This is a genomic window from Caballeronia mineralivorans PML1(12), assembly GCF_001028175.1.
GTDB classification, from domain to species: domain Bacteria; phylum Pseudomonadota; class Gammaproteobacteria; order Burkholderiales; family Burkholderiaceae; genus Caballeronia; species Caballeronia mineralivorans.
The window spans coordinates 31,742-57,098 of record NZ_AEJF01000096.1; the positions used below are offsets into that span (position 1 = coordinate 31,742).

The following is a 25,357-nucleotide window of genomic DNA, read 5'->3' on the forward strand; positions in this document are numbered from 1 at the left end:
TGATGGATGAGAAACGGCTCACCGAGCGCGTCAAGCTACGTGCCGAGTTTCACCTGCTGAAGACGGTGCCTGGAATTGGTGAAAGGCTTGCGACGGTGATCATGCTGGAGACTGGAACGGTGGCACGTTTTGCCGAAGTAGGCCAGTTCAGTTCGTACTGTCGCTGCGTCGATAGCGTGCGGCAAAGTAACGGGAGGAAGAAAGGTGAAGGCAACACCCGCAACGGCAATGCGTATCTGGCATGGGCGTTTATTGAGGCGGCGAACTTTGCATTAATGCAATGCCCGCCGGCGCGTCGTTGCTATGAGCGCGAGCAGCGCGCAACCAACCGGGTCGTCGCGCTCAAGGCGGTGGAGCACAAACTTGCGCGTGCCTGTTACTACATGCTGCGCGAGCAGCAATCGTTTGATGTGACGCGATGTTTTACTTAATGGTTCGACGCAAGCGGGCGAGCCAGTAACCTGACTAGCCTGCAGCCAAGGCATTGATTGGACACCTGTCTTGCGCCACCCCCTGTTTGCGGATGACTGGGTCGTCCAGACCGTGAGCCACTTCAGGACTGGCGCTCACGTGACGTGAGATAGCCAAGGCTTTTGTCAAATTACCTTTGGACACGGTCTGGTACCGATGATTTTCTGGGGCGGCCTATGCCGCCAGGGCAGCTACCAGTTGCATTGCACCTGCTTGATCCCGATGGGTGTCTGGCACGACTCAGTTCGCAGCCAACTGAACGAAAACCCGGGCACGATTTGAATCCGTAACGAGCGCGGCAGCAGGATTGCAGGCCCATCACGAGGTGTCATTGGTGATATCACAGAGCATCACCAACGACACCTCGTGATGGAGAATTCTGTCCTTGATTTCGGCTGGCTAATGGGTGTCAGGTTGTTGAGCCAGTCACGTAAGATGACGCGATGAAGAAATCAAAATCGCTTTTTCACAGTCTCCGTTTTCCGGCTCGTGTCATTAGCTGCGTTGTTCGATGGTCTTAAAGATTTACAGTGGAACACGAGGTCCGCGATCAGTAGCCGCCGCTTACCGGATCTGAAGAGTTCCGCGAGTTAATAAAAGCCCCAATGATGGCAGCGAAATCCTGGTCAGGAGCCAAGCCCAATCGTTCCCCGCGGGATGTCTCCCAGGACCCGGGCCAACTGCCCACGATTTGCTCAATTCTCGAATCGATCTGCCAGTCAATTCGGTCGGCAACATCGTTTCCCGCTATTCTTCTCAACTCTTCTACCATTTCAGCGACGCTGACCGACAAGCCTGGCAGGTTAACGACTGGCCACGTCCCGAGCAATTCACGATCAAGTTCGCACCCCGCGATGAGAGATTCGATCGCTCGCTCGGGTGAGAGCAGCCAGAGGGGGGTTCTCGCATCAACTGGACAGACGGAACGCTGTCCGCTAAGCGGCTCTCGGACGATCCCACTCACAAATGACGACGCGGCCGCGTTCGGCCTCCCAGGCCGTACGGTGATGGTTGGAAGCCGAAGCACTCGCCCATCGACAAAACCCCGCCGCGTGTAGTCACACAGCAGCAGTTCAGCCATTGCCTTCTGCGTTCCATAAGACGACTGTGGATGAAGCGCCGTGTCATCCCGCACGACCGGTGGCAGCGTGCCGCCATACACTGCGACCGAACTCGTGAAGAGTACCCGGGGTTTGTGATCCCGTTCGCGGCAAACGTCGAGCAACAAGCGCGAGGCGTCAAGGTTGATGCGCATGCCAAGATCGAAATCCGCCTCCGCCTGCCCGCTGACGATCGCAGCAAGGTGAAAAATTGCCGCCGTTTCAACGGTAATGACGCGCTCCAGCAAACATCGGTCAGCAATGTCTCCCGTTTCCACACGCACGCGCGAGTCGCCTGAGTGGGAAGAATGTGCGACATCAAGTAGGACGAGTTCGGTAATAGGTTGGCGATTACCGTTCGCGTCCATAAGTTCGCCGCGCTCTAGCAGTCGGAGCGCAAGCCTTTGTCCCAGGAATCCGGCTGCGCCGGTGATCAGAATTTTCATATCAGGATGTAGCGAAGAGTCATTGCAATGATGAAATATCGAGCCCGGACCAACGCTCGGATGCCAAGCGCCTTTGCCCGACGAATCGAGAATTCAACGAAAAAATCAATCCCATGCTTCCTCTGCCAGCAAGCGATGAAATTGCCTGTTTCCCCACTTCATTGGATATTCTAGAAGTGGTGAATGATGCCGAAGACGACTGCAACCATGCTTCGCGAAGATGACGGGGTCGATTGGAAGGCGTCGCCCATCGCTGCAGTGGCGTTGATTTGTGGCGTTGCGGTCGCCGTCCCGAAGGACGGAGTACCCAGCGTGTTGCCGTTCGCGCGCTGATAAGCCTGCAATGCGTAAAGCCCAGTGCGCTTTGATAACGTGTAGTACTGGGACAGCGTGACCTGTTGGTACTGGGCCGCGCTAGTTATCCCGTTCGCCTTCGACGCCCGCGTATAGCTGTAGCCGCCTGCAAGGTCCAGGTCCCGTAGCGCTTTGTAATGCAGCACAGCGCCCTCCGTGTTGAACACCGCTGTGTCGGAAAACTTCGAGTTAATACCTGGAATGTACTGGACGTTCGAGTACGATACCGAGACGTCCCATGAACTGTTGAACGTCCACAGGCCGGCGACCGCGAAACGCTGCTGCGCTTGCGCTCCCTGATAGCCGTTGGTGACAGCAGACACTCCCGACTGACCACCGGTGGTCGTTGTGGAATCCGTGCCAAATACGCCACCACCGCTCGTTGAATTGTTGATGCGCTCGAATGCCGCGCCGATGCCCAGTGGTCCGGATGCATACTGCAAAGCTCCGCTCCACGTCGAACCGCTGTAAATGCTGCCGGGCACACCCGCCAGAGAATACGAAGCGCCCACTGTCACACCGTAAAACTTCGGCGATACATAGACTAGCGAACTGTTTGCCCGGTAGTCGAGGTCCATTTGATCGAGATCTCCCGGATGTGCTCCAATCCCGCCCGTTAGCCATAGAGTTGGCCCATAAGGCGCGGTGACCAGAGTGTAGTAAGGCGTATACTGGCGGCCAATCGTGAGAGATCCATACTCCGGGTTGGACCCTCCGATCCATGCCTGGCGCCCGAACATCGCGTTCGTAAATTGCTGACCGCCGGTAGCAATGTTGAAACCCGATTCCAACTGAAAATTCACCTTTGTGCCACCGCCGAGGTCCTCCGCACCTTTGATACCCCAACGGTCGCCCCACCAGATCCCCGAAACCATCTTGATGTTGGAACGACCGCCGCTCGTTGAGCCTAACGTGCTCTGGCTGCTCTGATAGATTATCGAATCGTCGACGACTCCGTACAACGTGACGCTGCTTTGTGCAAGCGCGGGAGCGGCGGCAAGACCGAGACCCGCAAAAACCAGAATTCGGGGAATCAGCGATTGCCTTTCGATATAGCTCTTCATTCTTTATCTCCTTTTGTTTTCTTGTTGGTTATCGGCTTAATGACCGCCCCCATCGATTTCACTTAACTGCATCCCCTTGGTTTCGCGAACCGAGCGCAGAATCACGATGGCTGCCAGCGCGGCAACGATCGTGAAAACAGCGATGCCCAGAGCGATGGTCATACTGGCCGCCTTGACCGTCGAGAGGACGATATAAGGCGCGATGCCGCCGCCCACCACGCCGATGTTGTAGAGAAAGCCGACGCCCGACGCTCGTACTTCCCGCGGTAAATTCTCTGTAAGAATTGTTCCCCAGATTCCCGATGATCCGACCAGGAAAAAACCGCTCAGGAAAGCGAAGCATTCGGCAAGCAAGAGATAGTTGACGCTATAGACTAGTGCGACGACAGACAACGCCCCGGCACCGAGCATGGCGCTAATGCCTGCGCGTCGACCGAGGCGCTCCGCGATGAATCCAGAGGCAAAGAATCCGAACACCTGGCCGACTGCGGAGGTCATCGTGAGCCATGTGATGGTTAGCGGCTCAAACGATAGCGACTTCAGGTAGGTCGGAAACAACCCCTGAAAGGGCCATGACCCAAAACACAGCACGAGCATCAGCAGTGCGAGATAGCCGACCCGTTTGGGGTAACGACGAAACAAGATCACTGCCGGGTTGTCACGCAACGGTACCCGCACGTGCTTTGCTCCCTTGCGGAAGGCCTGCGACTCGGGGACGAATAGAAGAATGAACACGACCAGCAAAAGCGCTGGAATCACGCCCACAAAAAACATCCCACGCCAGCCAAAGTGCGGATATACCAGGTCATAGGCTATCGCTGCCCCGATTGCACCAAGTCCCCACCCTGTATCGAGAATACCGATCCCAATCGCTCGGTGCCGCTCTGGCCATGACTCCGCCACCATTGTTGCGCCAAGAGAGAAACCCGGAGCCATACCAAAACCGAGCAGCAAGCGGAATACGGCCAGGGAGACAAAACTCCAGGACATCCCCGTCAGGACGGCACCTCCGGTAAACCAGACAAGCGTGATAACAAGAGGAATTTTGCGGCCAATCCGGTCACTGAGGCTACCGAACATGAGTCCGCCGATCCAGCGCACCCCATAGGTTGCAAACAGCAATAGAGACGCTGTGCTAAGGGGGACATTAAACTCCGATGCGATGTCGCGCAGCACGAAGGTGATCGCCAGAAAGTCGACGGCATCCATCACCCAGACGCCCCAGGCAGCGGCTAACACACGCCACTGCGCCGCCGTGATATCTCGATACCATGGCATCGAACCGGCAACCACCGGCGTTGCTTCGCTCGATTTCATAATGATCTCCTTGCACTATCGCAAAGAGCGACGCTTGACGTCCAGCTTACCAACAGTACGGTTTTCATACCTGTCTCCATTTTCCGAATCCTTAACATAGGTATCCGAATTAATATGAACGATCGTATATTTTTTATTCTTATGATTTTCTTATTTGCTTACAGCCAGCAGCGATTCCTCAAATGCAATGACAGTCTGCTTTTGCACACCAAGGCCGCTCACCGAAAGTTCCATGACATCGCCAGGCTTGAGGTAACGTTCGGGTTTCATACCTAGACCCACTCCCGGTGGCGTTCCAGTCGTGATCACATCGCCGGGTTGCAGCAGGACGTGGCGACTCACATACGAGACGATCAGCGCGAGATTGAAAATCATGTCCGATGTCGAGGAATTTTGGATCCGCTCTCCGTTGAGTTCGAGCCAAAGTCCCAGGTTCTGGACGTCGCCGAGTTCGTCTGGTGTGACGAGCCACGGGCCGAGCGGACCGAATGTCGGAAACATCTTGCCTTTGACCCATTGGCCACCGTGCTCGAGCTGCATCTCCCGCTCGGAGACGTCGTTACAGACGCAATATCCTGCGACGTAGTCGAGCGCTTCTGATTCCGGTACACAAAGAGCCTGTTTGCCAATAACCACGGCGATTTCGACTTCCCAATCGCACTTCGTGGATCCGGGCGGCAAGACCACGGGATCGTTCGGCCCAGAAATGCACGATGGTGCCTTGTTGAAGATGATGGGTTCGTCTGGAATCGGAGCGTTCGTTTCGATCGCATGCTGCACGTAATTCAAGCCGATGGCAATGAAGTTACCAGGCTGCGCTATGCACGATCCGATACGCTGATCGTCTTTCACGATCGGCATGCTTTCGATATCGCCGCCACGCAGATGCGAGACGCCGCCATTCGCAAAAAATGCGGGCGAAAAGTCCTCGCATAGAGAAGACACGTCGCGAATACGGCCCTTTGAATCAAGGACACCCGGTTTTTCCAGCCCTTTCTGGCCAAATCTCAACAGTTTCATTTACACTCCTTTGGGGTTGTCTTTATGCCGGCAGCCGGCTGATTTCAAGGGAAAACACACCGGACTGCCCGCCTTCCGCCGCGGCCGATTCCACCGCCGAACCGCTTCTCAAGTCGTCGAACACCCGCCACGCAGCGGCTATCGTCGAGGTCTCCACGAACAACACGTTTTTCGGCACGACGAACTCACGTTCTCGTGCCTCTTTGGTGTCGATGTTGCTCGCTGTCTCGTCGGCTACGAATACGTGCGCGGCAAGCACACTGGTTTTTTCCAGCAGGCAGGCAAGCGCCTGCGTTTCGAAATCCTCCGCTATCGGCAGCGTTAGCACATGACCGCCCGTGCTTTGGCCTGACGTTCGCAACACCCGACAGATCGAGCGTGCAGTGTTGCGAAACGCCTTGACCGTACGGCGCGTCAAAGGCGTTGGATCGTTCAGGCGCGCTAGGTAGGCGGGACTGGTCAACGTATCGAGATGGTCCGCTTCATACATGGTCAGCCATTCGGTCGCACCGTGGCTGCGATCTCCCCGATATCGCCGTCCGCGCATGAAGCCCGGAACTGACAGGCGTTCGGGGATGTGCTCCTTGTCATGCCATTCGTAGAAAGCTTCCCGCTCGTTTTCGATCACGTCATTCCAGATCAGAACTGCCGCCTTGCCTAGCAAAGACATGAAGAGTTTCCTATGTATTTTGAGAAGCAGGCCTTCAACCTGCTCGGAAAAAGAAACGCATGATCGCGTCGGTCTGTCCGGCGTGCATCTGCTGTCCGGTCACAACGCGCGCGCCGGCACTAAGCGCCCGCAGGACAAACTCGGTCGGCCTTTCGGGCGGACGAAGCACGACATCCCCGACGATGCTCTGAGCATCAAGAGGACCGGGATCTCCCGGAACATCGTCGGTGTCTTTCATGCCTACGACCGATGCGTTGACCACGATGTCGTAACGCGCATCATCGCGCCGAAGGGAGATCGAGCACGCTGGAAAATGCCGGGTAAGCGACCGGCTCAGATCCTCGGCACGGGATGCATCGGGATCGATGAGAGCGATCGAGCTTGCGCCCTCGGCCGCAAGCTCCGCTGCAATCGCTGCCCCGGCTCCGCCGCAGCCAAACAGCAACACCCGCGCACCGTCGACCGGCGTTAGAGCTTGAGCCGCCGCCACGAAACCCACGCCGTCGAACATGTCGCCGGTCCAGGAACCGTCGCTTTCCCGACGTAGTGCGTTGACGGCTGCAACGCTCTGTGCGCGTGCCGAGACCTGCCCGGCGAGCGAGAGCGCCGCATTCTTGTGAGGCGACGTGATTAACAGACCATCGAGATTGCCGAGTGCCATCAAGCCTCGCATCGTCGGCTCAAAGAACTCGGTTCCGACGTGTGCCGGGATCATGACCGCGTTGATGCCGGCGCCGGCGAAGAGTTCCGTGTAGACCGATGGCGAACGAACTTGCGCGACCGGGTCGCCGATGATCGCGTAAAGCCTCGTGGCGCCGTCGATGGTCATGAGCGATGCTCCGCATGCCACGCGGCGACCCGGGCCGAACGAAAGCGCCGCTCGCGCGCGACAATCTCGTCATGGATACCGAGGGGTCCGGGATGAAACAGGCGCGAGTCCATCTCTTTCAGATTCGGTGACACCTGCGGCCGAAAATCCATCTGTGCAAATATGTCGCGCTCAAGGTCGATACCTGGTGCAACCTCGATCAATTCAAGACCGCTCGCCCCGATGCTGAAAACAGCGCGCTCCGTCACATACAGCGCGCTTTGACCGCGTGCACGGGCGAACGAGGCACTGTAGCAAACCTGTTCGAGCGATTTCACGAATTTGCGATGTCGTCCTTCACGGCGTATCGCAGTCTTGCCCGCCTCCCATTCGATATCCAGGCCTCCTGCGGTCAAGGTGCCACTGAAGATCACGCATTTTGCGTTCTGACTAATGTTGATGAAGCCGCCTACCCCAACGATCTGATCGCCGAAACGGCTGATATTAACGTTGCCCTGCGGATCGACTTCGGCGAACGAAAGGAAGGCAAGATCAAGACCGCCGCCATCATAAAAGTCAAACTGTGAGGGCTGTTCAATCATCGCCGCGAAATTCTGAGCTCCGCCCGAATCACGGCCGGTAATCGGCGCACCGCCAATCAAACCTTGTTCGTTGGTGAGGACCACCTCTTCAAGCAGCCTTTCTTCGGCAGCTACGGTGGACAGCCCGGTCGACACCCCCGCGCCGAGATTGCAGACAGCGCCCGGATAAAGTTCAAGCGCCGCGCGCCGCACGATGACTTTCCGCGGACCGAACGGAAGCGGCTTGATTGCCGACAATGGCACGCGCAATTCACCGGCATAGCTCGGGTCGTAATCTGTCGCATAGGTCTGGCGCTGGTCCGCCACGACCACCACGAAATCCACCAATATGCCGGGAATCCTCACTTGCTTGGGCGGCAGCGTACCGCGCTGAGCCATGCGTTTCACCTGGACCACGACGATGCCTCCTGCCTGGCGCGTCGCCTGAGCCATCGCCAACATTTCTCCCAGGACGGCCTCCTGCTCCATCGTGACGTTGCCGTCCTCGTCGGCGGTTGTGCCGCGCAAAAACGCCACATCAAGTGGAAGCGGTTTAAAACGCAGCCACTCCTGCCCGTCAAGTTCGATCAACTCGACGAAGTCTGGCGGCGTACGAGGACTCTGTCGTGCGCCGTGTTGGCGCGGATCGACGAACGTATGGAGTCCCGTCTTCGTGATTAGGCCCGGCCGTCCACCGGCCATGTCGCGCATGAGTTGCGACAGAACGCCTTGTGGAAAGGTGTACGCCTCTATCTTGTCTTCTGCTGCAAGCGTTACAAGACCGGGAGAATCAACGAGAGCACTTGTAATGGCTCTGCGTAGCAGGCCCTCCTGTGCTAGGTGCCCTGCACCGAGGGCATCCCTGTCACCGACGCCGACCACGCTGATCGACGTGATCCCAAGCGGCTTTTGCTCCCGCTTGAAGCGTTCGCCAAGCGCGGCAAGCAATGCCTCGGGTACGGAATGCCCCCCGCCTGAACCGCTGATTAGAACGGCGTCGCCATCCTTCACGAGGGCGGCCGCTTCTGAGATCGAAATAGTTTGCATGTCACTTTGTCCACTGAAACGTTTGTACGCTTTGATGCTATCGACGCCGATCGTGCCGTGCATCTAACACGTCAATGTAACCGGTCTCATAAGAGTTTGAAACCCGTATTTTGAGGACTTAGGGAATACCATTATTTCCCGAAATTTTCGGGATAGATCGCCAGTTCAGCAGTTTACTTCCACAATGAAACCGGTATCATTTTAGAAATAAAAACGAGTGCTTCCGAGCCTTCGGCACACAATCTTTGAAACTAGGCGACGTCAGTCGTCTCCACCTAACTGCATCTGGAGAAAAGAGAAATGCCAATCAAGGGCGTTGAAATCGGGCAGGAATTCAGGTTCGCAAAGACGGTCGGTGAAGCCGATGTCACACTGTTTGCCGGACTAACAGGTGACTTCAGCGATACCCACATCAACGAACAATATATGCAGGAAAAATCGTCGATCGGCACCCGCATTGCTCACGGCGCCCTGCTCGTCGGTTATATGTCGACTGCGTCCACCATCAGCATCGCGCATGTCATTCACCGTACCGACCTCGATGAGTTCCCGGTCTCGGCGGGCTACGACAGGATCCGGTTCATTCGACCGGTTCTTCTCGGAGATACCGTCACCGTCATTTACAAAGTTACGGAAATCGACGAAGAAAAGCGTCGCAGCATCGCTGACATGGACGTAATCAACCAGCGGGGCGAAGTCGTCGCGGCAGGTCGACACATCATGAAATGGGCGAAGAAGCTGTCCGTGAAATAGGCAGTTGCCCCCCGTGGTCCCGATCATCCCCTTTGAGGTCCGATGAAAAGTGCGAGCGGTATAATAGGCGCTATCAATAATTCGGCACTCGATATGGCAAAGGCCACGCCCAATAGCAACGCCGCCGGGTCGGGGACGGCTGGCGCGCCCCGACCCGCCACCGCCACCCTTAGAGAGGTAGCGGAACTCGCTGGCGTGTCAAAGGCGACAGTTTCGCGCTTCATCAATACGCCTGAAATCGTTTCACCTACGGTGGGCGAGCGTATCCGTATTGCAATCAACCATCTAGGCTGGGTCCCGCACGCAGCGGCGCGCGCCCTTGCAACTCATCGTACCGGCACCATAGGCGCTGTCGTGCCAACACTCGCAAACGAACACTTTGCGACCGCTATCCAGACGCTTCAGGACGAACTCGAGGGCAAGGGCTACACATTGCTGCTGGCATGTTCCGAATACGATCTGCAGCGGGAGTATCGCCAAGTGCGCAAGATGCTCGAACGCGGCGTTGATGCCATCGCAGTGGTGGGCGAGGCTCATCATCCCGAGCTTTATCCGTTGCTCGAACAGCGAGGCGTGCCATGCGTCAGCACGTTTACTTATCGTCCTCAGCATCGGTCCGTGTGTGTAGGCGTAGACAACTATCGGGCTTTCTACAACTTTACAAATTATCTGCTCGATCTAGGCCACCGACGTATAGGGATGATTGCGCAAAACGCTGACACGAACGATCGGGCAGCCGCCCGTCGCGATGGAGTTCGCGACGCTTTGGCCGAGTGCGGTATTGCAATGCATCCTGCGCATGTCGTCGAGGGATATTGGGGTGTGAAAGACGGACGACGACTGCTACGGCAAATAATGGCCGCACCAATCAAGGTGCCGACGGCCATCATTTGCGGCAACGGATCATTCGCCATGGGAGCGATGCTTGAAGCGATGTCCGAAGGTTATGTCGTTCCAAGAGACCTAAGCCTGATCGGCTTCGACGATTTTGAGTTGATGGCTGAATTACCTGTTCCTATCACCACGGTTCGGGTGCCAAGCGCGGAAATTGGCAAGCACGCTGCCGCGCTCTTGATCGCGCAACTCGACGGCAATACTGCGGTTCAAAGCATCGAGTGCGAGTCAACGTTAATGATCCGCGCCTCATGCGCGATTCCAGCCGTAATTGATTCTGATGTTAGAGAATCGAGCTAGCCGGGCCCGGCACGCAAGCCGTTTTGCAGCGCGCGCCGGGGGCTGAGCGAGCAGCGAGCGGATCGCGGTCGATGTATTACGCCTAATCGACACTGGATTCTTCTTGTCAGTGCTTCCTAATACACCGACGCCTCCTTAATTTCATTAGTAATACGTATTAGTACTCTTTGGCATCGCCTCAGGAATCAGCTGGATCTCGCGTTTGAAGAAGGCGTGGCGGCAATGTCAGATGCAGTTACTACCAGTCATATCGTTCCCCGCGCAGCATACTTTTGAAAGAGATGCGATCAATCGCCCGATGCTTTTAATCTTTTGCTTCGCCAAGCAATGAAGCGCAACGCAGAGCGCCGCGGCCGGCGTGCCGCCTGCACTGTCTTCCGATACTGCGCGGCGCTCTGGGTCAAATGGCAGCGACGTCGTATCGAGGGCGTCCCATACGGCCATTCCGTCGTCGAGTTGCGCTGGATAGCTCGCCTCAGGCGCTAGGCGATAGTCGACCATCACGATCGCCAGATCGGCCCGCGCCAGTAGCGCATCGGCAAACCAGTGCGCGTCGCATGACTGCCGGTGGTCCAGCCGCCGCCATGAAAAAACATAAGTACAGGCCAACCGTGCGCTGGTACGATGCGCGCCGGCAAAAAACAACGCGTCACCACATCGCCGACCGGCTGGTCCACGACAACCAGCGGCCGGGGCGCGGGAGACGTGACATGCGCGCACTGTCGTGCGAAAGCAGCACGGCGCGATGGCCGGTCGGCGGTGAGGCTCTTAAGACTCGCGGCGGTGTCAACGAAAGCTCGCATACCTTCGCTCAAGCCAGGCGTGGCGTGGCGTGGCGTGGCGTGGCGTGGCGTGGCGTGGCGTGGCGTGGCGTTATTCATGGTGAAGTGCAAAAAATAAGAGGCGTGTGCTCTCGAAGGGCAAACGCTCGTGCGCTAATACAAGGACTCTGCGTCAGGCCGGTGCCGGTGCGGCAACCTGCTCCTTGCTGTTGACGAAGCACGCAAGAATCAATGAGCCGATCAGGCCGACCGCTCCCGCAAGAATGAAAGCGCTGACGAAGCTGCCCGTGCTTTGTATCAGAAAGCCCGTAACCACAGGACCGACGATGCCCGAACAGTTTGCAAGACCATGCATGAACCCGCTTGCCGTGCCAACCTGGTGACGCGGCACGCTGTCCTGGATGATTGCCCAGTACGCGGGACCAGCTAGCATCAGGAAGCCGATTGCGACCGTCATTACGGTCACTGCAGTCCAGACTTGGTCGACGATTCCTGTCAGCGCAATACAGCCGGCAGAAATCAGAAACGACGTGACGAGCACGATCTTGCGTGACATCATTCGCCGCCCAGTACGCCGATAGATCGCATCAACGATGAAGCCACCCGACATGTACCCGATTGCTCCGGTGATCCATGGTAGCGAGCTGACAAGGCTCATATCCTTGAGGCTAATATGACGAGCGTCGACGAGATAACTCGGAAACCAGGTAATGAAGAAGAAGAGGATGTAGTTGTAGCAGAACAGCGAAATGCCGGTCGTCAGCACCGAGCGGGTCGTCACCACCTCACGTATAGACACTTTCTCGTTCTTTCCTGGCCGCAGGGGCTCTTGACCCGCGTCAATCTGAGCCAATTCGGCCTGGCCGACACGTGGGTGTTGAGCGGGCGTTTCCGTCGACAGGCGACGCCACGCCACGACCCACCCTACCCCGAGCAGACCCATAACGATGAAAGCGGCGCGCCAGCCGAAGGCGAGCGCGAGAAAGCCGACAATAGGGCCCGCCAGCGCGCCACCGATTGGACCACCAGACTGACCGATTCCAGCAGCTGAGGCGCGCTCGTTAATCGGAAACCACGTATTTACCACTTTGTTGGCCGTTGCCGCGTTCGGTCCCTCTCCCATGCCGAACATGATGCGAAGCAGCAGCATCGACCAGAAACCCGACACGGCAGCCGTCAGGCCGCACGCGATGGACCAGCCCGTCATCGACCAGCTCAGCACACGTCGTCCGCCGAACCGGTCCGAGAAATAGCCGCCAAGGAAATTGAATGCGGCGTAGCCAATCGAGAATGCGCCGAAAATGACGCCTTTCTCACCTGCCGTGAGGTGATAGTCGTGTGTGATAAAGGGCATCGCGATCGACAGCGCAGAGCGGTCGATATAGTTGATGACCGTGGCGAGAAGGAGCATCGCCAGAATGGTCGAGCGGTACTGTCCGCGGAGTTTCATTGTCACGTCTCCAGATTTGTTTTCTGCCGACCGCTTATTACGCGCGGAGGCTGCGATTCGTAGCATCGTAAAGGTCGACCACGCGACGGGGAATGCGCGTCGTTTCCAAATAAGAGAGTAAATCCCGCGCATTGGAATTCAGCGCACTGCCCGGACTCAGAACTTGTGGCGTAGGCCGACCACGCTGCCAATCTGGCGACTCGTCGACGCCGGCGAAAGCCCCCACAGTTGGGCAGTTGCCGTCTTTCCCGTCGAATCCTGCCCGCAAGCCTGCTGCGCCATGACCATCGCGTAAACGTCCGTGCGCTTCGAGAAAAAGTAGTCGATCGAGACATCCGCCTCGTGATAAGTGACCTTGCCAGCGTCGCCGTTCTGCACCGGCGCGCCGTGAATGTACTGATACGAGGCGCCGAGTTTGAGCGATGGCGTCAGCGCATAGCCCAGCGCGAGTTCCGCCGTGTTGAATGCCGCCGTGCCCTGATATTCCAGCGGATTGAGGGACGCAATTGCGCCGAGTCCCTTGAATCGCACGTTGGTGTAGGTCGCAGCCACATTCAGGCTGCCAAGGGTATAACCGGTCGTCGCGGCGAACGTATTCAGCGAGCCGGCCGACGCATACCCGGAGAAGATCCGATACACAGACATATTGCTGCCCGTCGTGCTCGACGATGGATTGTTGCCGTAGTACGAGAAGTTTGGGTCGCGCGCGTCGAGATAGGCTAACCCAACGAACAGCGGCCCCTGGTTATACGAAGCGCCAACTGAATACGCGCGGTTCTGTTGGAAACTTCCCGCCACGCCGCCGAGGCTGAACACCCCCCCAAACTTGAAACCGTGCAGGTCCGCGCTTGCGAACTTAACGGCATTGTTCAGCCGATAGTCGTTGCCGAGATTATCGAATTCGGCCGGATGGTTGATGAGTAACCCTGTATTTGCACGCGCAGGTTCGACGTAATCGACGATTGAATCGTATTGCCTGCCGACCGTCACGGTACCATTCGGACTTGCGATACCTACGTACGCTTGACGGCCGAACATCGCGCCGCCCTGCCCCAGTGCGCCCGTCAACACAGTGAAGCCGCTTTCAAGTCTGAAAACTGCCTGATACCCGCCGCCAAGATCCTCCACGCCTGACAAACCCCAACGGTTTCCTTGAAACCAGCCCGCCTGTGCCGCGTACTCATGCGCGCCGTTGATATTGTTGACGTAGATCAGGCCGGCGTCGATCACACCATATAGCGTAACGCTGCTTTGGGCGTGACCGAACATAGGCATCAGCAGGGCAAGCGAGGTCGCTACACATTCCTTTGCGTATTTCACGGTGCGTCTCCTTTTCTATTTTTTTTCGTTTGGATATCTAATTTCTTCGACGAACTCGCCGCAAAGCACGTGGATGGCACGGTCTCTCGCGATCGATCGTTCAGTGTCGGGGCGCTTAGCAAGAATCGCATGCTATAGACGCGCCTGAAGTCTGTGAATCCGGTGACGTCACGAACGGCTCAAGGAGTTCCACAGGCTGGGATTCGAAGGGCAATGCTGTGGATTACCCGCATGCGCAGCGCCCAAGCAAAGTCGTTCAAACCAACTGCGGAGCTTCGATGCCCCCAATCCCGCGATAATTTGATCACTGCAATGCCCGCTTTTGCTGGATGCAGCGGCGTTGCTCTGAGGTGCAATCGAACTGGCTGCGCGCGGCTGGATCAGCGACTAGTTCGGTCAGCGTTCACGCGATAGCATGTTGGTCAGGAAAATGATCTTGCTCGCTGCACGCGTTAGTGCCGCCTTCTTGCTGGTTGCAATGAGGCTCCATAGCGCCATTCGTCGTACTGTCGATTTCTATTGCGAGCATCTCCTCTTTCATGGTTCCGCAGAACTGCTGGGGCCGGTGCGCCAAGAGGTGCCTCCTAAACGTTGGTCTGACCGGTGGATTTCTCGGCAGCGCGTTCCGATGCACCGACCTGATGGTCAACAACACCGACGTCTATCCTGGCACACGCGACAGCACGAAGCTGACGCCCCAGTCCCGCGACGACTTCGAGCAGACCACCTTGACCTATGCCGGCAGCTTTTCGCACCGTCTGCGAACCCCGTAGGGAGTGGACTCAATACGATGGTTCCCGGACGAGCACCTGGATATCTACATCCCTGCTGCCGTCGCGCTTCCTGCAGGACTTATTCATACCAGTCAAGTGCTCGAAGCGAGATGCTGGCCGGCGGACATCTTTGGGCCACCTCGGATGGGCTTCTCGCTGATGCATGGTTTCGTCCACAACGCTGACGAATACTTGTCGACCCCTGGACCTCGAGCCGACGAAGAGTATCGGAGCATTCGTCCGGCGCCGGGGGTGAGAATCGAGCACACCGCGATGGCGCTGAACATCGCTTTCTTCGAGCCGATACGGTCTGTCACCCGGGCCGCCTGCGTCAGGAAGATCACATAGGCCCAACTGAACGCGGAAGAGATCTCGCCCCGTTCAACCGATGTAATGCGCAGTTCGCGGGCCATGTCGGAGCCGACAGCGGACCCCAAGTCCGCTTGCGCGGACGACGGGTGTCTGTTCATTGCATTGTCTCCAGCCGGCTCGCGCTGCTTCAAGCGCAGCCGTCATGCGTGTGAGCGAACCCGGGAAGCTGTTCCGCTTCTTGTCGATCCGGGTTCGACTATTCAGGTGGCCGGTGAATCCGTGTGGTCCGTGTAATCGACAGCGGCCCAGTCGAAGTACTGTTTCAGATCGGTAATCAGCGCGACATGAGCCGGATGCGGCAAGTACTGCTCGAGCGCTTGCCGGTCGTCGAAGGTGGACTCGAGCAGATAGTCCCAGCAGATCGCGCGATCGAGTTCGTTGGCCGAGACCTTCCAGCCGCGCACGAACACGATCTCGCGGTCCAGCGTGCGCATGCGCTCGACGAGTTGCGCCTCAAGTCCCGGCTGCCCCGCCACGTCCGCGCGCCGCCGGAACATGACGATGTGTTTCATCACCATGACGTCCCTCCCCGCTTCACGACTCCTCCCGGGCTGCTCATGATGTCGCTTGCAGATGGTAGCCACGCGCTTCATAAGCGAAATCCACGAGCTCGTTGATCTTCACGTCCTTGTCCGCCGGCGATGCGTAATACGCGCGGATCTCCTTGATGAGGCCGCTGGTTTCATCGAAGACATACCACTCGTCGCCGCGCAACGCCGTGCCCGGTTTTGCCTTCCAGTGGGTCCACTCGATCACCGCTTCGTGACTGTCGTGACTCACCAGGATCTTTTCAATGGTCCATTGGGAGCCGAGGTTTTCAACGCACCACTGCCATTTTCGGGCGATGGTGTCGGCGGTGCGCCATGGGATATCGGGCAAGCCCGCCGGGAAATAATGGACCGCGTCAGGCGTGAAGCACGACACCAGCTTGTCGTAGTCCGCTTCATTGCAGGCATCGAAATAACGGCGGATCAACGCGGCGTACCCTGCTTGATCGATGACGGCCATCAGCGCTTCTCCTTGCCGATGACAGACGCAATCACCAGCCGTCCCGCAGCTACCCATGCGTTGTAGTCCTCGTAGGCTTGCGGGCTCGGCGGGTAGACTCCCCACAACGCTTCCCCCGCGGCAATGCGCATGGCGAGATAGCGCTCGAGGTCATCCTGCTGCGTGCAGAAGTCCGCCAGTTCCTGCGCCAGATGCGGGGGCACGACGGTGATGCCGTCCGCGTCGCCGACAATGATGTCGCCCGGATACACCGCGACGCCCGCGCAGCCTATCGGCACCTGCAGGTCCGCCACATGATGGTACGAGATACGCGTAGTCGCGGTGATCTCGCGGGCATAAGCCGGCAGCGGCAGGCTGGCGATTTCGCTGCCGTCGCGCAATGCTCCGTCCGTGATGATGGCGCGGGCGCCGCGCGCAAGTAGGCGGGTGACCAGGATGTTGCCGGCGGAAGCCGCACGCGGGTCGTTCTGGCTGTCGATCACGAGGACGTCCCCGGGCTTCACCTGCTCGACGCCCTGCCACTGCAGGTTGTCCATGTTCGGCTTGGTGGTCATCGTGCCGTAGGTATCAATGCCCTCGCGCGCCGGGATGAACCGCATCGTGAAAGCGCGCCCGGCGAACGGTTCGACATGCTTGTTCAGCGCACGCAAACCCACCAGTGCCGGTTGTCGATAACCGTGCTTGAAAAGCTGCGTGGTGAGGGAACCACTGCTGACCTTGGCCAGCTTCGCGAGCGTTTCGTCGCTCACCACCACGTCGCGAGGCGTAGCGGTGGCAAGTGAATCTGCATAGTGATGGATCTTCACTGGAATGTCCTGTCGTAGAGGTCGGAGGTGTGAAACCGGAGCGCCAGTTCCACAGTCTGAAACCGGGCGCGACGTTTTTTCGTTCACCGTGGGTCGAATGCTAGTCCGGTGATTCGTCCGTGAAAACCGGTGATATCCGCATTTCGCCTCTCGAGTTCCAGCGGATGGGAATATGGCAATAGGAGACGGAACCGCTTCACTGGATAAGGCGCCGGGCGTGCTCGACCTGATCGGCGCGGCGCCCACACGGCATGAGCAATGCGGATCTGCTGGAGACAGTGACCTGCCCACGAAAGCGCTGAACCGGACCAACCGCATTTGGCAGTTGCGCGAACGTTTCGCCGCTAACGTGAACAGTGGGATCGACGTCGCGATAGAAGCCCTTCGCATATGCATGACGAGCGCTTGCTTGATTTCTCATTCGTTCAAAAAAACTGCCTTCAGTTCCAGCATATGGAACTTTGCGCCCTTCTGCACCCCATGAATATCGATCCTGCTGATAAAGTGATTAAACTCGGCGCGGTTCGGCAAGCGCCCACACCGCCGAATTCCAACGGGTGGAAACATGAGTATCGGAGACGGAACGGCAGCGCTGTCGAAGGCGCTGACAGTCCTGGAAATGGTGGGCGCGGCACCGAAAGGCATGACCAATGCCGATCTGCTGGAGCATGCGGGCCTGCCCAAGACAACGCTTTATCGCATTCTCGCCACGCTGATTGAGCACGGCCTCTTGCGCCGCGACCTGGCGCATCGTGTGTACAGGCTTGGATTTCGCTATCTGGAACTGGTGCGCAACTCCTATTTGATGCCGGATCTTGTCGTTGCTGCGGCCACGGAATTGCGCGCACTACGCGATCTCACCGGCGAGACGACCTATCTCGCGGCGCTCGACGGCAGCGAAGTGATCTCGCTCGAACGTTGCGACGGCGCACATTCCCAGCGCTCTGCGGCGGCGCTCGGCCGCAGCAAGCCGGTATATTGCACGGGTCAGGGAAAGGCAATCCTCTCTCGCATGCCGCGTGACGAACGCGACAGCTTGCTGCGCGGCGTGACCTTGACCGCGCTTACGCCGCGGACGATCACCGATCGGGGGCGTTTGCAGGTCGAGTTGCGCATCACGGCAGCGCGCGGTTACGCCGTCGACGACGAAGAGATCGTACTCGGCGTGCGTTGCGTCGCGGCGCCAATCGTCGATAACGAGGGACGCGTGCGAGGCGCGCTGAGCGTCGCCGGCCCCGCGTACCGCATGTCGCTGGCGCGGCTGGAACTGCTCGGCCCGGAACTGGCCGAAGCAGCACGGCGCGTCGGCATGCAACTTCAATCCGGCAGCCGGACGGCCGAGACCGAAGAGGTTTCCGCAGTCAGCTCGTCGTGGGCGTTTCATGGTGCGTTCCCGGTCTGGTGGGCCGCTCGCGGAGCGCTTTATTGGGCCGACACGCTGGCGCCCGTGCTGCACGCCTTCGACGGCGCCTCCGACCGCATTGTCTGCCATCTGGACGCCCCCATCGCAGGGATGCAACTGCGCCCCGAAGGTTTGCTGCTTGCGCAAGCCGGACGCCATCTGATCCTCGCCGCTGACGAGACGCTCACCGTCCACGAGGGGTCGAGCGTCTGGAACGACCCTGACGTCACGCTGCTCTGCACCGACGCGATGGGACACACGTGGGGCTGGATGCAGCGCGGCAACCATGGGCATCTCGGCTTCGTCAACGACGCTCAGCGCTTCGAATCGAAGTGGAAATTCAGCGAAACCATCGACTCCATGACGTGGTCCGCCGACGGTGCCTGCGCGTACGCCGCGGCGTCGGCGTCCGGTACGTTATATGCGCTGCGCCGCGGCTCGTCGAACGTGCGCCGCTTTGCGTCGATGCCACCGGGTTCCGGCCGGCTTTCCGGTGTCGCGCTTGATGCACGCGCCGGCGTCTGGGCCGCACTGCGCGACGGCTGGAGCCTGATGCGCTTCACCGCCGAAGGCGTGCTCGATCACATCGTCAGCTTGCCCGTTGCCGCGCCCACCGGCCTCGCATTCGTACACGACGGCTCGCAGCGCGCTTCGCTCTACATTACAAGCGACCGCAATCATCAGCCGATTGAATCGCTCGCGAGCGCGCCGCTCTCCGGCCACCTGCTGCGTCTGCAATTCGACGCTTGACCCGAACCAGGTCTTTTCGCACCCTCTCCTGCCATGACCGACCCATACCGCCTCACGCTATCGAACGGCTCGCTCGAAGCCGAGATCGCCCCACACCTCGGCGCGCGTCTCTGCAGCCTGAAAGCGCTCGACCGCAACCTCAACCTCCTCGTACCGCTGCGCGCGTGGGACGCGCCCGAACACGGCTGGCCCAAAGCAGGCGCCTATCCGCTGATCCCCTATTCCAACCGGATCGCCGAGGCGCGGCTGACATTCGGCAATTCGACGTACGCGCTCGCGCCGCACCCACTCGATCTGCCGAACACCCTGCACGGTCATGCGCAACGCTGCGCATGGCAAATGCGTGCGCACGATTCCCAACGCGCGGAACTCGTGTTGCATTCCGACGACCGTGAGCATTGGCCCTGGCCCTTTGAGGCCCGCATCGCGTTCGAGCTGAACGCGAATGCGTTGGATGTTTCCTTCGCGCTGCGTAATCTCGGGGCTAGCCCAATGCCGGCCGGACTCGGCTGGCATCCGTTTCTCGCGATCGATACGGACTCGGTGATCCGCTTCGATGCCCAGCGGCGCTGGGAGCTCGACGCCGCGTTCGTGCCGACTGGCAACGCTTTCGCCACGACGCAGCCGACCGAACTCTCCCACCTTGACTGGCAAACGCGCGATTGCGCCATCTATGCGAGCGAATGGAACGGCACGGCGCTCATCGAGCGCAACGCGGGCACGATGCGCATAACCGCCGACGCGCCCCTCACACACCTGGTCGCCTACACGCCACGCGGCGGCTCCTTCTTCTGCGTCGAACCGGTTAGTCACGTCGCGAACGGATTCAATCTCGCAGCCCGCGGCATCGACGGCACTGGCATGCACGTACTGGCCCCCGGGGAGATTTTCTCGGCGCGGACCACGCTCGCCTGGGAACCCAAAGCATGAAGTGCGCTCAAATTCCTCGCGCGAGTTCCAGATCCTGGAACTCGCGCGCGCGGCGCGGCCCGGCGGCGAAGTACGCGGTGCTTTCGCGGTCCTACACTCACGGGCAGCGCCAATGAGTTCTCACACGCCATCTCTGCCAGCGCGCGTTCGATCGCGGATTTGAAGACTTACTTCGAGTGGGTTGCATGCGACTGCACTCGATGAAAACAGGGAAAAGCCTTTCGATGAAAACCATTCTTGTCACCGGCGCGGCCGGCGGCGTCGCGACCCGCGTGCGCCCGTGGCTGCGCGAGCATTACAACCTGCGTCTGCTCGACCTGCGCGAGGCAGGTGGTCTGGCCGCCAACGAAACGGCGATCGCCGGCGACATGACCGATCGCGACGTGGTGCAGCAGACCACGCAGGGTGTCGACGGCATCCTCCATCTCGCCTGCACGTACAGCCTCGACATCGACTTCGAAGCGACGCTCGATGCAAACTATCGCGCCCAGCTCTATCTGCTCGACGCATGCCGCGAGTTTGGCATTGGGCGTTTCGTGTTCGCGAGCAGCCATCACGTGCTCGGCCAGCATCGAGTGGAAGGCTTCGCGGGCGACGACGCACCCGTTGCACCCGACGGCTTCTATGCGCTGAGCAAGGTGTTCGGCGAGGCCGCGTGCGCGCTCTACGCACATCGCCACGGCCTCAAGGCGCTGTCGATTCGCATCGGCAACGCCGACGAGCAGGTCGCGGACGAACGGCGCCAGCACATCTGGGTGAGCGGCCGCGATCTGGCACAGCTCATCCGCATCGGGCTCGAGCATGAGGACATCACGCACGACGTCGTCTATGGCGTGTCGCGGTGCCCCGCTCCGTTCTTCCACAATGGGCGCGCCGTCGCGCTGGGCTACGCGCCGCAGGATTCGGCCGTCGATCATCTCGCGCCCGCGTTTCTCGCGCGCGAAGCGATGCCGCCGTCAGCCGGTCCCGGCTTTGTTGGTGGACCGTATGTGCCGCAGCCGCTCCTCGTTCGGACGCCGCGATGAAGATCCGCTCAGTCGAAACACGTGTCGTCGAGATCCCGTTCGAAGATCGTGGCACCGGACTCGGCATCACACCTTCTGCGTGGAAGACGCTGGAGACCGTGCTGATCCGCGTCGAGGATACGGACGGCAATGTGGGCTGGGGCGAAGCGTTCGGCTATTTTGTGGCCGACGCCACGCGCAGCGTTGTCGAGACGCGCGTGAAGCCGCTTGCCGAAGGAGCGAGCATCGACTCGATCCCTGTATGGACGCGCCAGACACAGCGCCAGTTGCATCTCTTCGGCCGATACGGGATCACGATGTTCGCGATCTCCGGCGTCGACATGGCGCTCTGGGATCTCTCCGCAAGACGCGCAAACGTGCCGCTATGGCAACTGCTCGGCGGCACGGAACCGGCCACGCTCTCCACCTACGCAAGCCTCGTGCGTTACGGCGATGCACAGGCCGCATCGACCATCTGCCGCCGCGCGCTTGACGAAGGGTTTCGCGATATCAAGCTGCATGAAATCGACATGCCGGTGATCGAGGCGGCGCATGCGGAAATCGCCGGACAGGCACCAGTGTCCGTCGATGTGAACTGTGCCTGGGACGACGCGACCGCGCTCGGGAATCTCGCACGGCTGCGCGCGCTCGGCGGCGTCTCGTGGCTCGAAGAGCCGATTTTCCCGCCGGAGGATTTCGCACGTCTCGCGCGGCTTCGCTCGCAGGGCGTGCCGATCGCGGCCGGCGAAAATTGGTGCACCGCGACGCAATTCAGCCAGGCGATCGATGCGCGCGCCGTCGACTACCTGCAACCGAGCGTCAGCAAGGTCGGCGGCATTACGGAGTTCGTTGACATCATGACGCTCGCGCGCGACGCGAAGCTCGGCGTGTTGCCGCACAGCCCGTATTTCGGCCCCGGCTTTCTCGCGACCCTGCATCTTGCGACAGCGTATCGAGACATGCTGCAGGTCGAATATCTCTATGTCGAACCGGCGGCTGAGCTGATCGATTTGTCATCGGTCCGCGAGGGCCAGCGCTTTCGCCTGAGCGACGCGCCCGGTATCGGGATCGAGCCCGACGAGCAGGTCGTGTCGAGATTTCTTCGGCCGCGTTGAGCGTACGCTGAGCGCACAACACACGGCGATACATGCGGGGCGCCGGGAGGTTCAGGCCGGCGTTGGTTCCGGCATGCGGTCGGTACCGTCCACAAAGCACGCGAGGATGAGCGAGCCGATCAAGCCGACCACGCCGGCCAGCACAAACGCGCTTACAAAACTGCCGGTGCTCTGGATCAGGAAGCCCGTTATCGCCGGCCCGACGATGCCCGAGCAATTTGCGAGGCCGTGCATGAAGCCGCTCGCCGTGCCGACCTGATGACGCGGCACACTGTCCTGAATGATGGCCCAGTATGCGGGCGCGGCGAGCATGAGCAGGCCGATGGCGATCGTCATGACGCCCACGGCCGTCGAGACCGCATCGACAAAACCGGTCAACACAATGCAGCTCGCCGCGATCAGCAGCGACGTCACGAGCACGACCTTGCGCGAGAACATGCGCTTGCCGGTGCGCCGGTAAATAGCGTCAACGAGAAAACCGCCTGACAGGAAACCGATCGCCCCCGTGATCCACGGCAGCGAGCTGACGAGGCTCATGTCCTTGAGGCTGATGTTCTTTGCATCGACGAGATAGCTTGGAAACCAGCTAATGAAGAAGAACAGGATGTAGTTGTAGCAAAAGAGTGAGATGCCGGTCGTGAGGACCGCGCGTGTCGTGATCACCTCGCGTATCGACACCTTCCCGCCTGAAGGCGCCGTCACCGCTTCCTGTCCTGCTTCAATGTGAGCCAGTTCCTCCCTGCTCACCTTGGGATGCTGTGCAGGCGTCTCGGTCGAGAGAAGGCGCCACGCAATGGCCCACGTAATGCCGAGCACCGCCATGACGATGAATGCCGCGCGCCATCCGAACGCAAGCGCGAGAAAGCCGACGACCGGACCTGCGAGAGCACCGCCTATTGGGCCGCCCGCCTGCCCCACGCCCGCAGCCGTAGCGCGCTCGTCGATCGGAAACCACGTGTTCACGACCTTGTTTGCGGTCGCCGCGTTCGGGCCTTCGCCCATGCCAAAAGCGACGCGTATCAGCAGCATCGACCAGAAGCCCGACACCGCCGCCGTCAAACCGCAGGCGATGGACCAGCCGGTCATCGAGACGCTCAATACGCTGCGGCCGCCGAAGCGATCGGAAAGATAACCGCCGAGAAAATTGAACACCGCGTAGCCAATCGAAAAGGCGCCGAAGATCATGCCCTTTTCGCCCGCCGTGAGGTGAAAGTCGCGCGTGATAAACGGCATGGCGATCGACAGCGCCGAGCGGTCGATGTAATTGATGACCGTGGCGAGCAACAGCATCATCAGAATGGTCGTACGGTATTTTCCGCGGGACTTCATCACTTCCTGTCTCCATGTTTGGTCAGAGCCGTCTGTGTGACGCGCGACGGCTTCAATGTTTATCGTAAGGCGTGCTTTGGGCTCACGGGGGCGTCTCTCACTGTTAGAAGCGGTCCTCGTTCCAGAACGTGGAACTGAGTCCGGAGCTGCGCCTGATTTCGTGTCCCTGGCGCCCGCCTCGTCCGCATGCCTGGCACCGGTGCCTCGCGGCCGCTCCCATCATGCGGTGGTGCGTCCAGCCATATCGAGGTCGGTCCGCTTCGGAAGGTAAACGTAGAAACCTGGCATTCGTTTGCGGGTAGCGCAAACCGGTCCCATTTTCGACGCTACGCACTGGCACGAGTCGAGTCTTCTACCCAGAGACTGCGAGTTCTGTCCTGGCATAAATTCCGCCGCCGTCCGCCTGTCGATCGTTTAACCAAGCGCCGGGCCGATCACCCGGTGTGATGCGACGGGATACTCCATGCGTTGCGATGATCCTGTTCGAGCCAGGCTCCCTCGTTCAACCCTGTCGCGAACAGCTGCTGATAACTATTCGGAATCACTGTTTCAAATAAATTCAATTTTAATTCTAAGAGGCGGTTTCAAAAAGACGTGAAGGGGGCTGTTAACTTCATGGACATGCTGTTAACCTTTGTCATCGTGACGACGAGATCAAGGGATGGACAAGCCAATCATTGATGACGAATTATGGCGACGACTCGAACCGTTACTGCCCCAGCCGAAAGCTCGTCGCGAGAAGTTCCCTGGTCGCAAGCCGGTACCGGATCGCGCAGCACTGAACGGCATTGTGTTTGTGTTGCGCACAGGGCTGCGTTGGCGCGATCTACCCGCCGAAATGGGTTGCGGCTCCGGCGTGACTTGTTGGCGCCGCTTACGCGACTGGCAAGAAGCAGGCGTGTGGGACCGATTGCACGAAGTGCTGCTCGCCGAGTTACGCGCAGCGGGCCAAATCGACTTGTCACGCGTAGTTGTCGATTCGTCTTCCGTGCGGGCTATCGGGGCGGGCCAAAAACTGGGCCGAACCCCGTAGACCGTGCGCGACCGGGCTCCAAGCACCATGTGGCGACCGACGCAAACGGGGTGCCGCTTTCGATCATCTTGACCGGTGCGAATCGCCATGACGTCACACAATTGTTGCCGCTCATCGACGCGATTCCAGCCATCCGTGGCATACGCGGTCGCCCCTTGCAAAAGCCTCAAGTGGTCTTTGCAGATCGCGGATACGACTCCGAAGCACACCGACAGAAATTGCGCGATCGCGGTATTAAACCTGTTCTCGCCAAGCGCCGTACTGAACATGGCAGCGGACTTGGAAAGTATCGATGGGTAGTCGAACGTACTCATGCCTGGTTCCATAATTTCCACCGACTGCGAATCCGCTACGAGCGACTGGCCAAGATCCATGAAGCCTTCTTGAAGTTCGCTGCTTGCCTAATCTGCTGGAATACTCTCCAGCGATCTATTTCGGCTTTTTGAAACCGCCTCTAA

General features: G+C 59.3%; 22 protein-coding genes and 2 pseudogenes. 9 read left to right on the forward strand and 15 right to left on the reverse strand.

Translation table 11 applies throughout. The features are described 5' to 3' along the window. Window positions 1-8 precede the first annotated feature (8 nt). Window positions 9-431: pseudogene (locus EOS_RS15855) on the forward strand (transposase); the annotation flags it as partial. A gap of 590 nt (window positions 432-1,021) precedes the next feature. Here EOS_RS15855 and denD read toward each other — a convergent pair. The 7 genes from denD to EOS_RS15890 all read right to left on the reverse strand — a co-directional run bounded on the left by denD (window position 1,022) and on the right by EOS_RS15890 (window position 8,878). Beyond that, the gene (denD, locus tag EOS_RS15860; protein ID WP_047847615.1) at window positions 1,022-2,017 is read right to left on the reverse strand and encodes a D-erythronate dehydrogenase; all 996 of its coding nucleotides are present in this window, start codon (window positions 2,015-2,017) and stop codon (window positions 1,022-1,024) included. Between the two features lie 170 nt (window positions 2,018-2,187). After that, a complete protein-coding gene (locus EOS_RS15865) occupies window positions 2,188-3,435 on the reverse strand; it encodes a porin (protein ID WP_087881953.1) in 1,248 nt (415 codons plus the stop codon). Window positions 3,436-3,471: 36 nt separating this feature from the next. After that, entirely contained in the window at window positions 3,472-4,752 is a 1,281-nt protein-coding gene (locus EOS_RS15870; RefSeq protein WP_047847616.1) for an MFS transporter, read from the reverse strand. 150 nt (window positions 4,753-4,902) lie between these two features. After that, a complete protein-coding gene (locus EOS_RS15875) occupies window positions 4,903-5,772 on the reverse strand; it encodes a fumarylacetoacetate hydrolase family protein (protein WP_047847617.1) in 870 nt (289 codons plus the stop codon). Window positions 5,773-5,794: 22 nt separating this feature from the next. Further along, window positions 5,795-6,442, reverse strand: coding sequence for a DUF4286 family protein (locus EOS_RS15880; protein WP_047847618.1), 648 nt, complete (start codon window positions 6,440-6,442; stop codon window positions 5,795-5,797). A 34-nt stretch (window positions 6,443-6,476) separates the two neighbouring features. Beyond that, window positions 6,477-7,271: a shikimate dehydrogenase family protein gene (locus tag EOS_RS15885; protein WP_047847619.1), complete on the reverse strand. Its 795-nt coding sequence runs from the start codon at window positions 7,269-7,271 to the stop codon at window positions 6,477-6,479. Further along, window positions 7,268-8,878, reverse strand: a complete 1,611-nt coding sequence (locus tag EOS_RS15890) for an acyl CoA:acetate/3-ketoacid CoA transferase (protein ID WP_047847639.1) — start codon at window positions 8,876-8,878, stop codon at window positions 7,268-7,270. Before EOS_RS15890 ends, EOS_RS15885 begins: the two co-directional genes overlap by 4 nt. Before the next feature lie 300 nt (window positions 8,879-9,178). Between EOS_RS15890 and EOS_RS15895 the strand changes: the two genes are divergently transcribed. Both EOS_RS15895 and EOS_RS15900 read left to right on the forward strand, forming a co-directional pair. Then, a complete protein-coding gene (locus EOS_RS15895) occupies window positions 9,179-9,631 on the forward strand; it encodes a MaoC family dehydratase (RefSeq protein WP_047847620.1) in 453 nt (150 codons plus the stop codon). Window positions 9,632-9,724: 93 nt separating this feature from the next. After that, complete coding sequence (locus tag EOS_RS15900; RefSeq protein ID WP_047847621.1) at window positions 9,725-10,825, forward strand: LacI family DNA-binding transcriptional regulator; 1,101 nt, start codon at window positions 9,725-9,727, stop codon at window positions 10,823-10,825. A 225-nt stretch (window positions 10,826-11,050) separates the two neighbouring features. Here EOS_RS15900 and EOS_RS43525 read toward each other — a convergent pair whose 3' ends face one another. From EOS_RS43525 to EOS_RS15935, 7 genes are all read right to left on the reverse strand, one after another. Then, window positions 11,051-11,470 (reverse strand): alpha/beta hydrolase fold domain-containing protein, encoded by a 420-nt coding sequence (locus EOS_RS43525; protein WP_075645341.1) that lies wholly within the window; start codon window positions 11,468-11,470, stop codon window positions 11,051-11,053. Window positions 11,471-11,779: 309 nt separating this feature from the next. Continuing rightward, window positions 11,780-13,057, reverse strand: a complete 1,278-nt coding sequence (locus tag EOS_RS15910; protein WP_047847622.1) for an MFS transporter — start codon at window positions 13,055-13,057, stop codon at window positions 11,780-11,782. Between the two features lie 156 nt (window positions 13,058-13,213). Continuing rightward, entirely contained in the window at window positions 13,214-14,377 is a 1,164-nt protein-coding gene (locus tag EOS_RS15915; RefSeq protein ID WP_075645342.1) for a porin, read from the reverse strand. 865 nt (window positions 14,378-15,242) lie between these two features. Next, window positions 15,243-15,620: a hypothetical protein gene (locus EOS_RS43535; RefSeq protein ID WP_053063895.1), complete on the reverse strand. Its 378-nt coding sequence runs from the start codon at window positions 15,618-15,620 to the stop codon at window positions 15,243-15,245. Between the two features lie 102 nt (window positions 15,621-15,722). Beyond that, complete coding sequence (locus EOS_RS15925) at window positions 15,723-16,040, reverse strand: Dabb family protein (RefSeq protein WP_235442833.1); 318 nt, start codon at window positions 16,038-16,040, stop codon at window positions 15,723-15,725. A gap of 37 nt (window positions 16,041-16,077) precedes the next feature. Further along, on the reverse strand, window positions 16,078-16,530 hold the full coding sequence (locus EOS_RS15930; protein WP_047847623.1) for a nuclear transport factor 2 family protein: 453 nt from the start codon (window positions 16,528-16,530) through the stop codon (window positions 16,078-16,080). After that, window positions 16,530-17,336, reverse strand: coding sequence for an RraA family protein (locus EOS_RS15935; protein ID WP_047847624.1), 807 nt, complete (start codon window positions 17,334-17,336; stop codon window positions 16,530-16,532). The genes EOS_RS15930 and EOS_RS15935 overlap by 1 nt, the downstream gene beginning before the upstream one ends. Before the next feature lie 217 nt (window positions 17,337-17,553). Here EOS_RS15935 and EOS_RS46280 point away from each other — a divergent pair, with 217 nt between their 5' ends. The 5 genes from EOS_RS46280 (at window position 17,554) to EOS_RS15960 (ending at window position 22,537) form a co-directional block, all read left to right on the forward strand. After that, window positions 17,554-17,820, forward strand: a complete 267-nt coding sequence (locus EOS_RS46280; protein ID WP_152693128.1) for a hypothetical protein — start codon at window positions 17,554-17,556, stop codon at window positions 17,818-17,820. Between the two features lie 81 nt (window positions 17,821-17,901). Next, window positions 17,902-19,488 carry an IclR family transcriptional regulator domain-containing protein gene (locus tag EOS_RS15945; RefSeq protein WP_047847626.1) on the forward strand — a complete coding sequence of 529 codons (1,587 nt, stop codon included), beginning with the start codon at window positions 17,902-17,904 and terminating at the stop codon, window positions 19,486-19,488. A gap of 33 nt (window positions 19,489-19,521) precedes the next feature. After that, window positions 19,522-20,418: an aldose epimerase family protein gene (locus tag EOS_RS15950; RefSeq protein ID WP_047847627.1), complete on the forward strand. Its 897-nt coding sequence runs from the start codon at window positions 19,522-19,524 to the stop codon at window positions 20,416-20,418. A gap of 224 nt (window positions 20,419-20,642) precedes the next feature. Next, window positions 20,643-21,443 (forward strand): NAD-dependent epimerase/dehydratase family protein, encoded by an 801-nt coding sequence (locus EOS_RS15955; protein WP_047847642.1) that lies wholly within the window; start codon window positions 20,643-20,645, stop codon window positions 21,441-21,443. Beyond that, a complete protein-coding gene (locus tag EOS_RS15960; protein ID WP_047847628.1) occupies window positions 21,440-22,537 on the forward strand; it encodes a mandelate racemase/muconate lactonizing enzyme family protein in 1,098 nt (365 codons plus the stop codon). Before EOS_RS15955 ends, EOS_RS15960 begins: the two co-directional genes overlap by 4 nt. 51 nt (window positions 22,538-22,588) lie before the next feature. Here EOS_RS15960 and EOS_RS15965 read toward each other — a convergent pair whose 3' ends face one another. Continuing rightward, the gene (locus EOS_RS15965) at window positions 22,589-23,866 is read right to left on the reverse strand and encodes an MFS transporter (protein WP_047847629.1); all 1,278 of its coding nucleotides are present in this window, start codon (window positions 23,864-23,866) and stop codon (window positions 22,589-22,591) included. Between the two features lie 661 nt (window positions 23,867-24,527). Here EOS_RS15965 and EOS_RS44475 point away from each other — a divergent pair. Further along, a pseudogene (locus EOS_RS44475) lies at window positions 24,528-25,345 on the forward strand (IS5 family transposase). The last annotated feature ends 12 nt before the right edge of the window (window positions 25,346-25,357 follow it).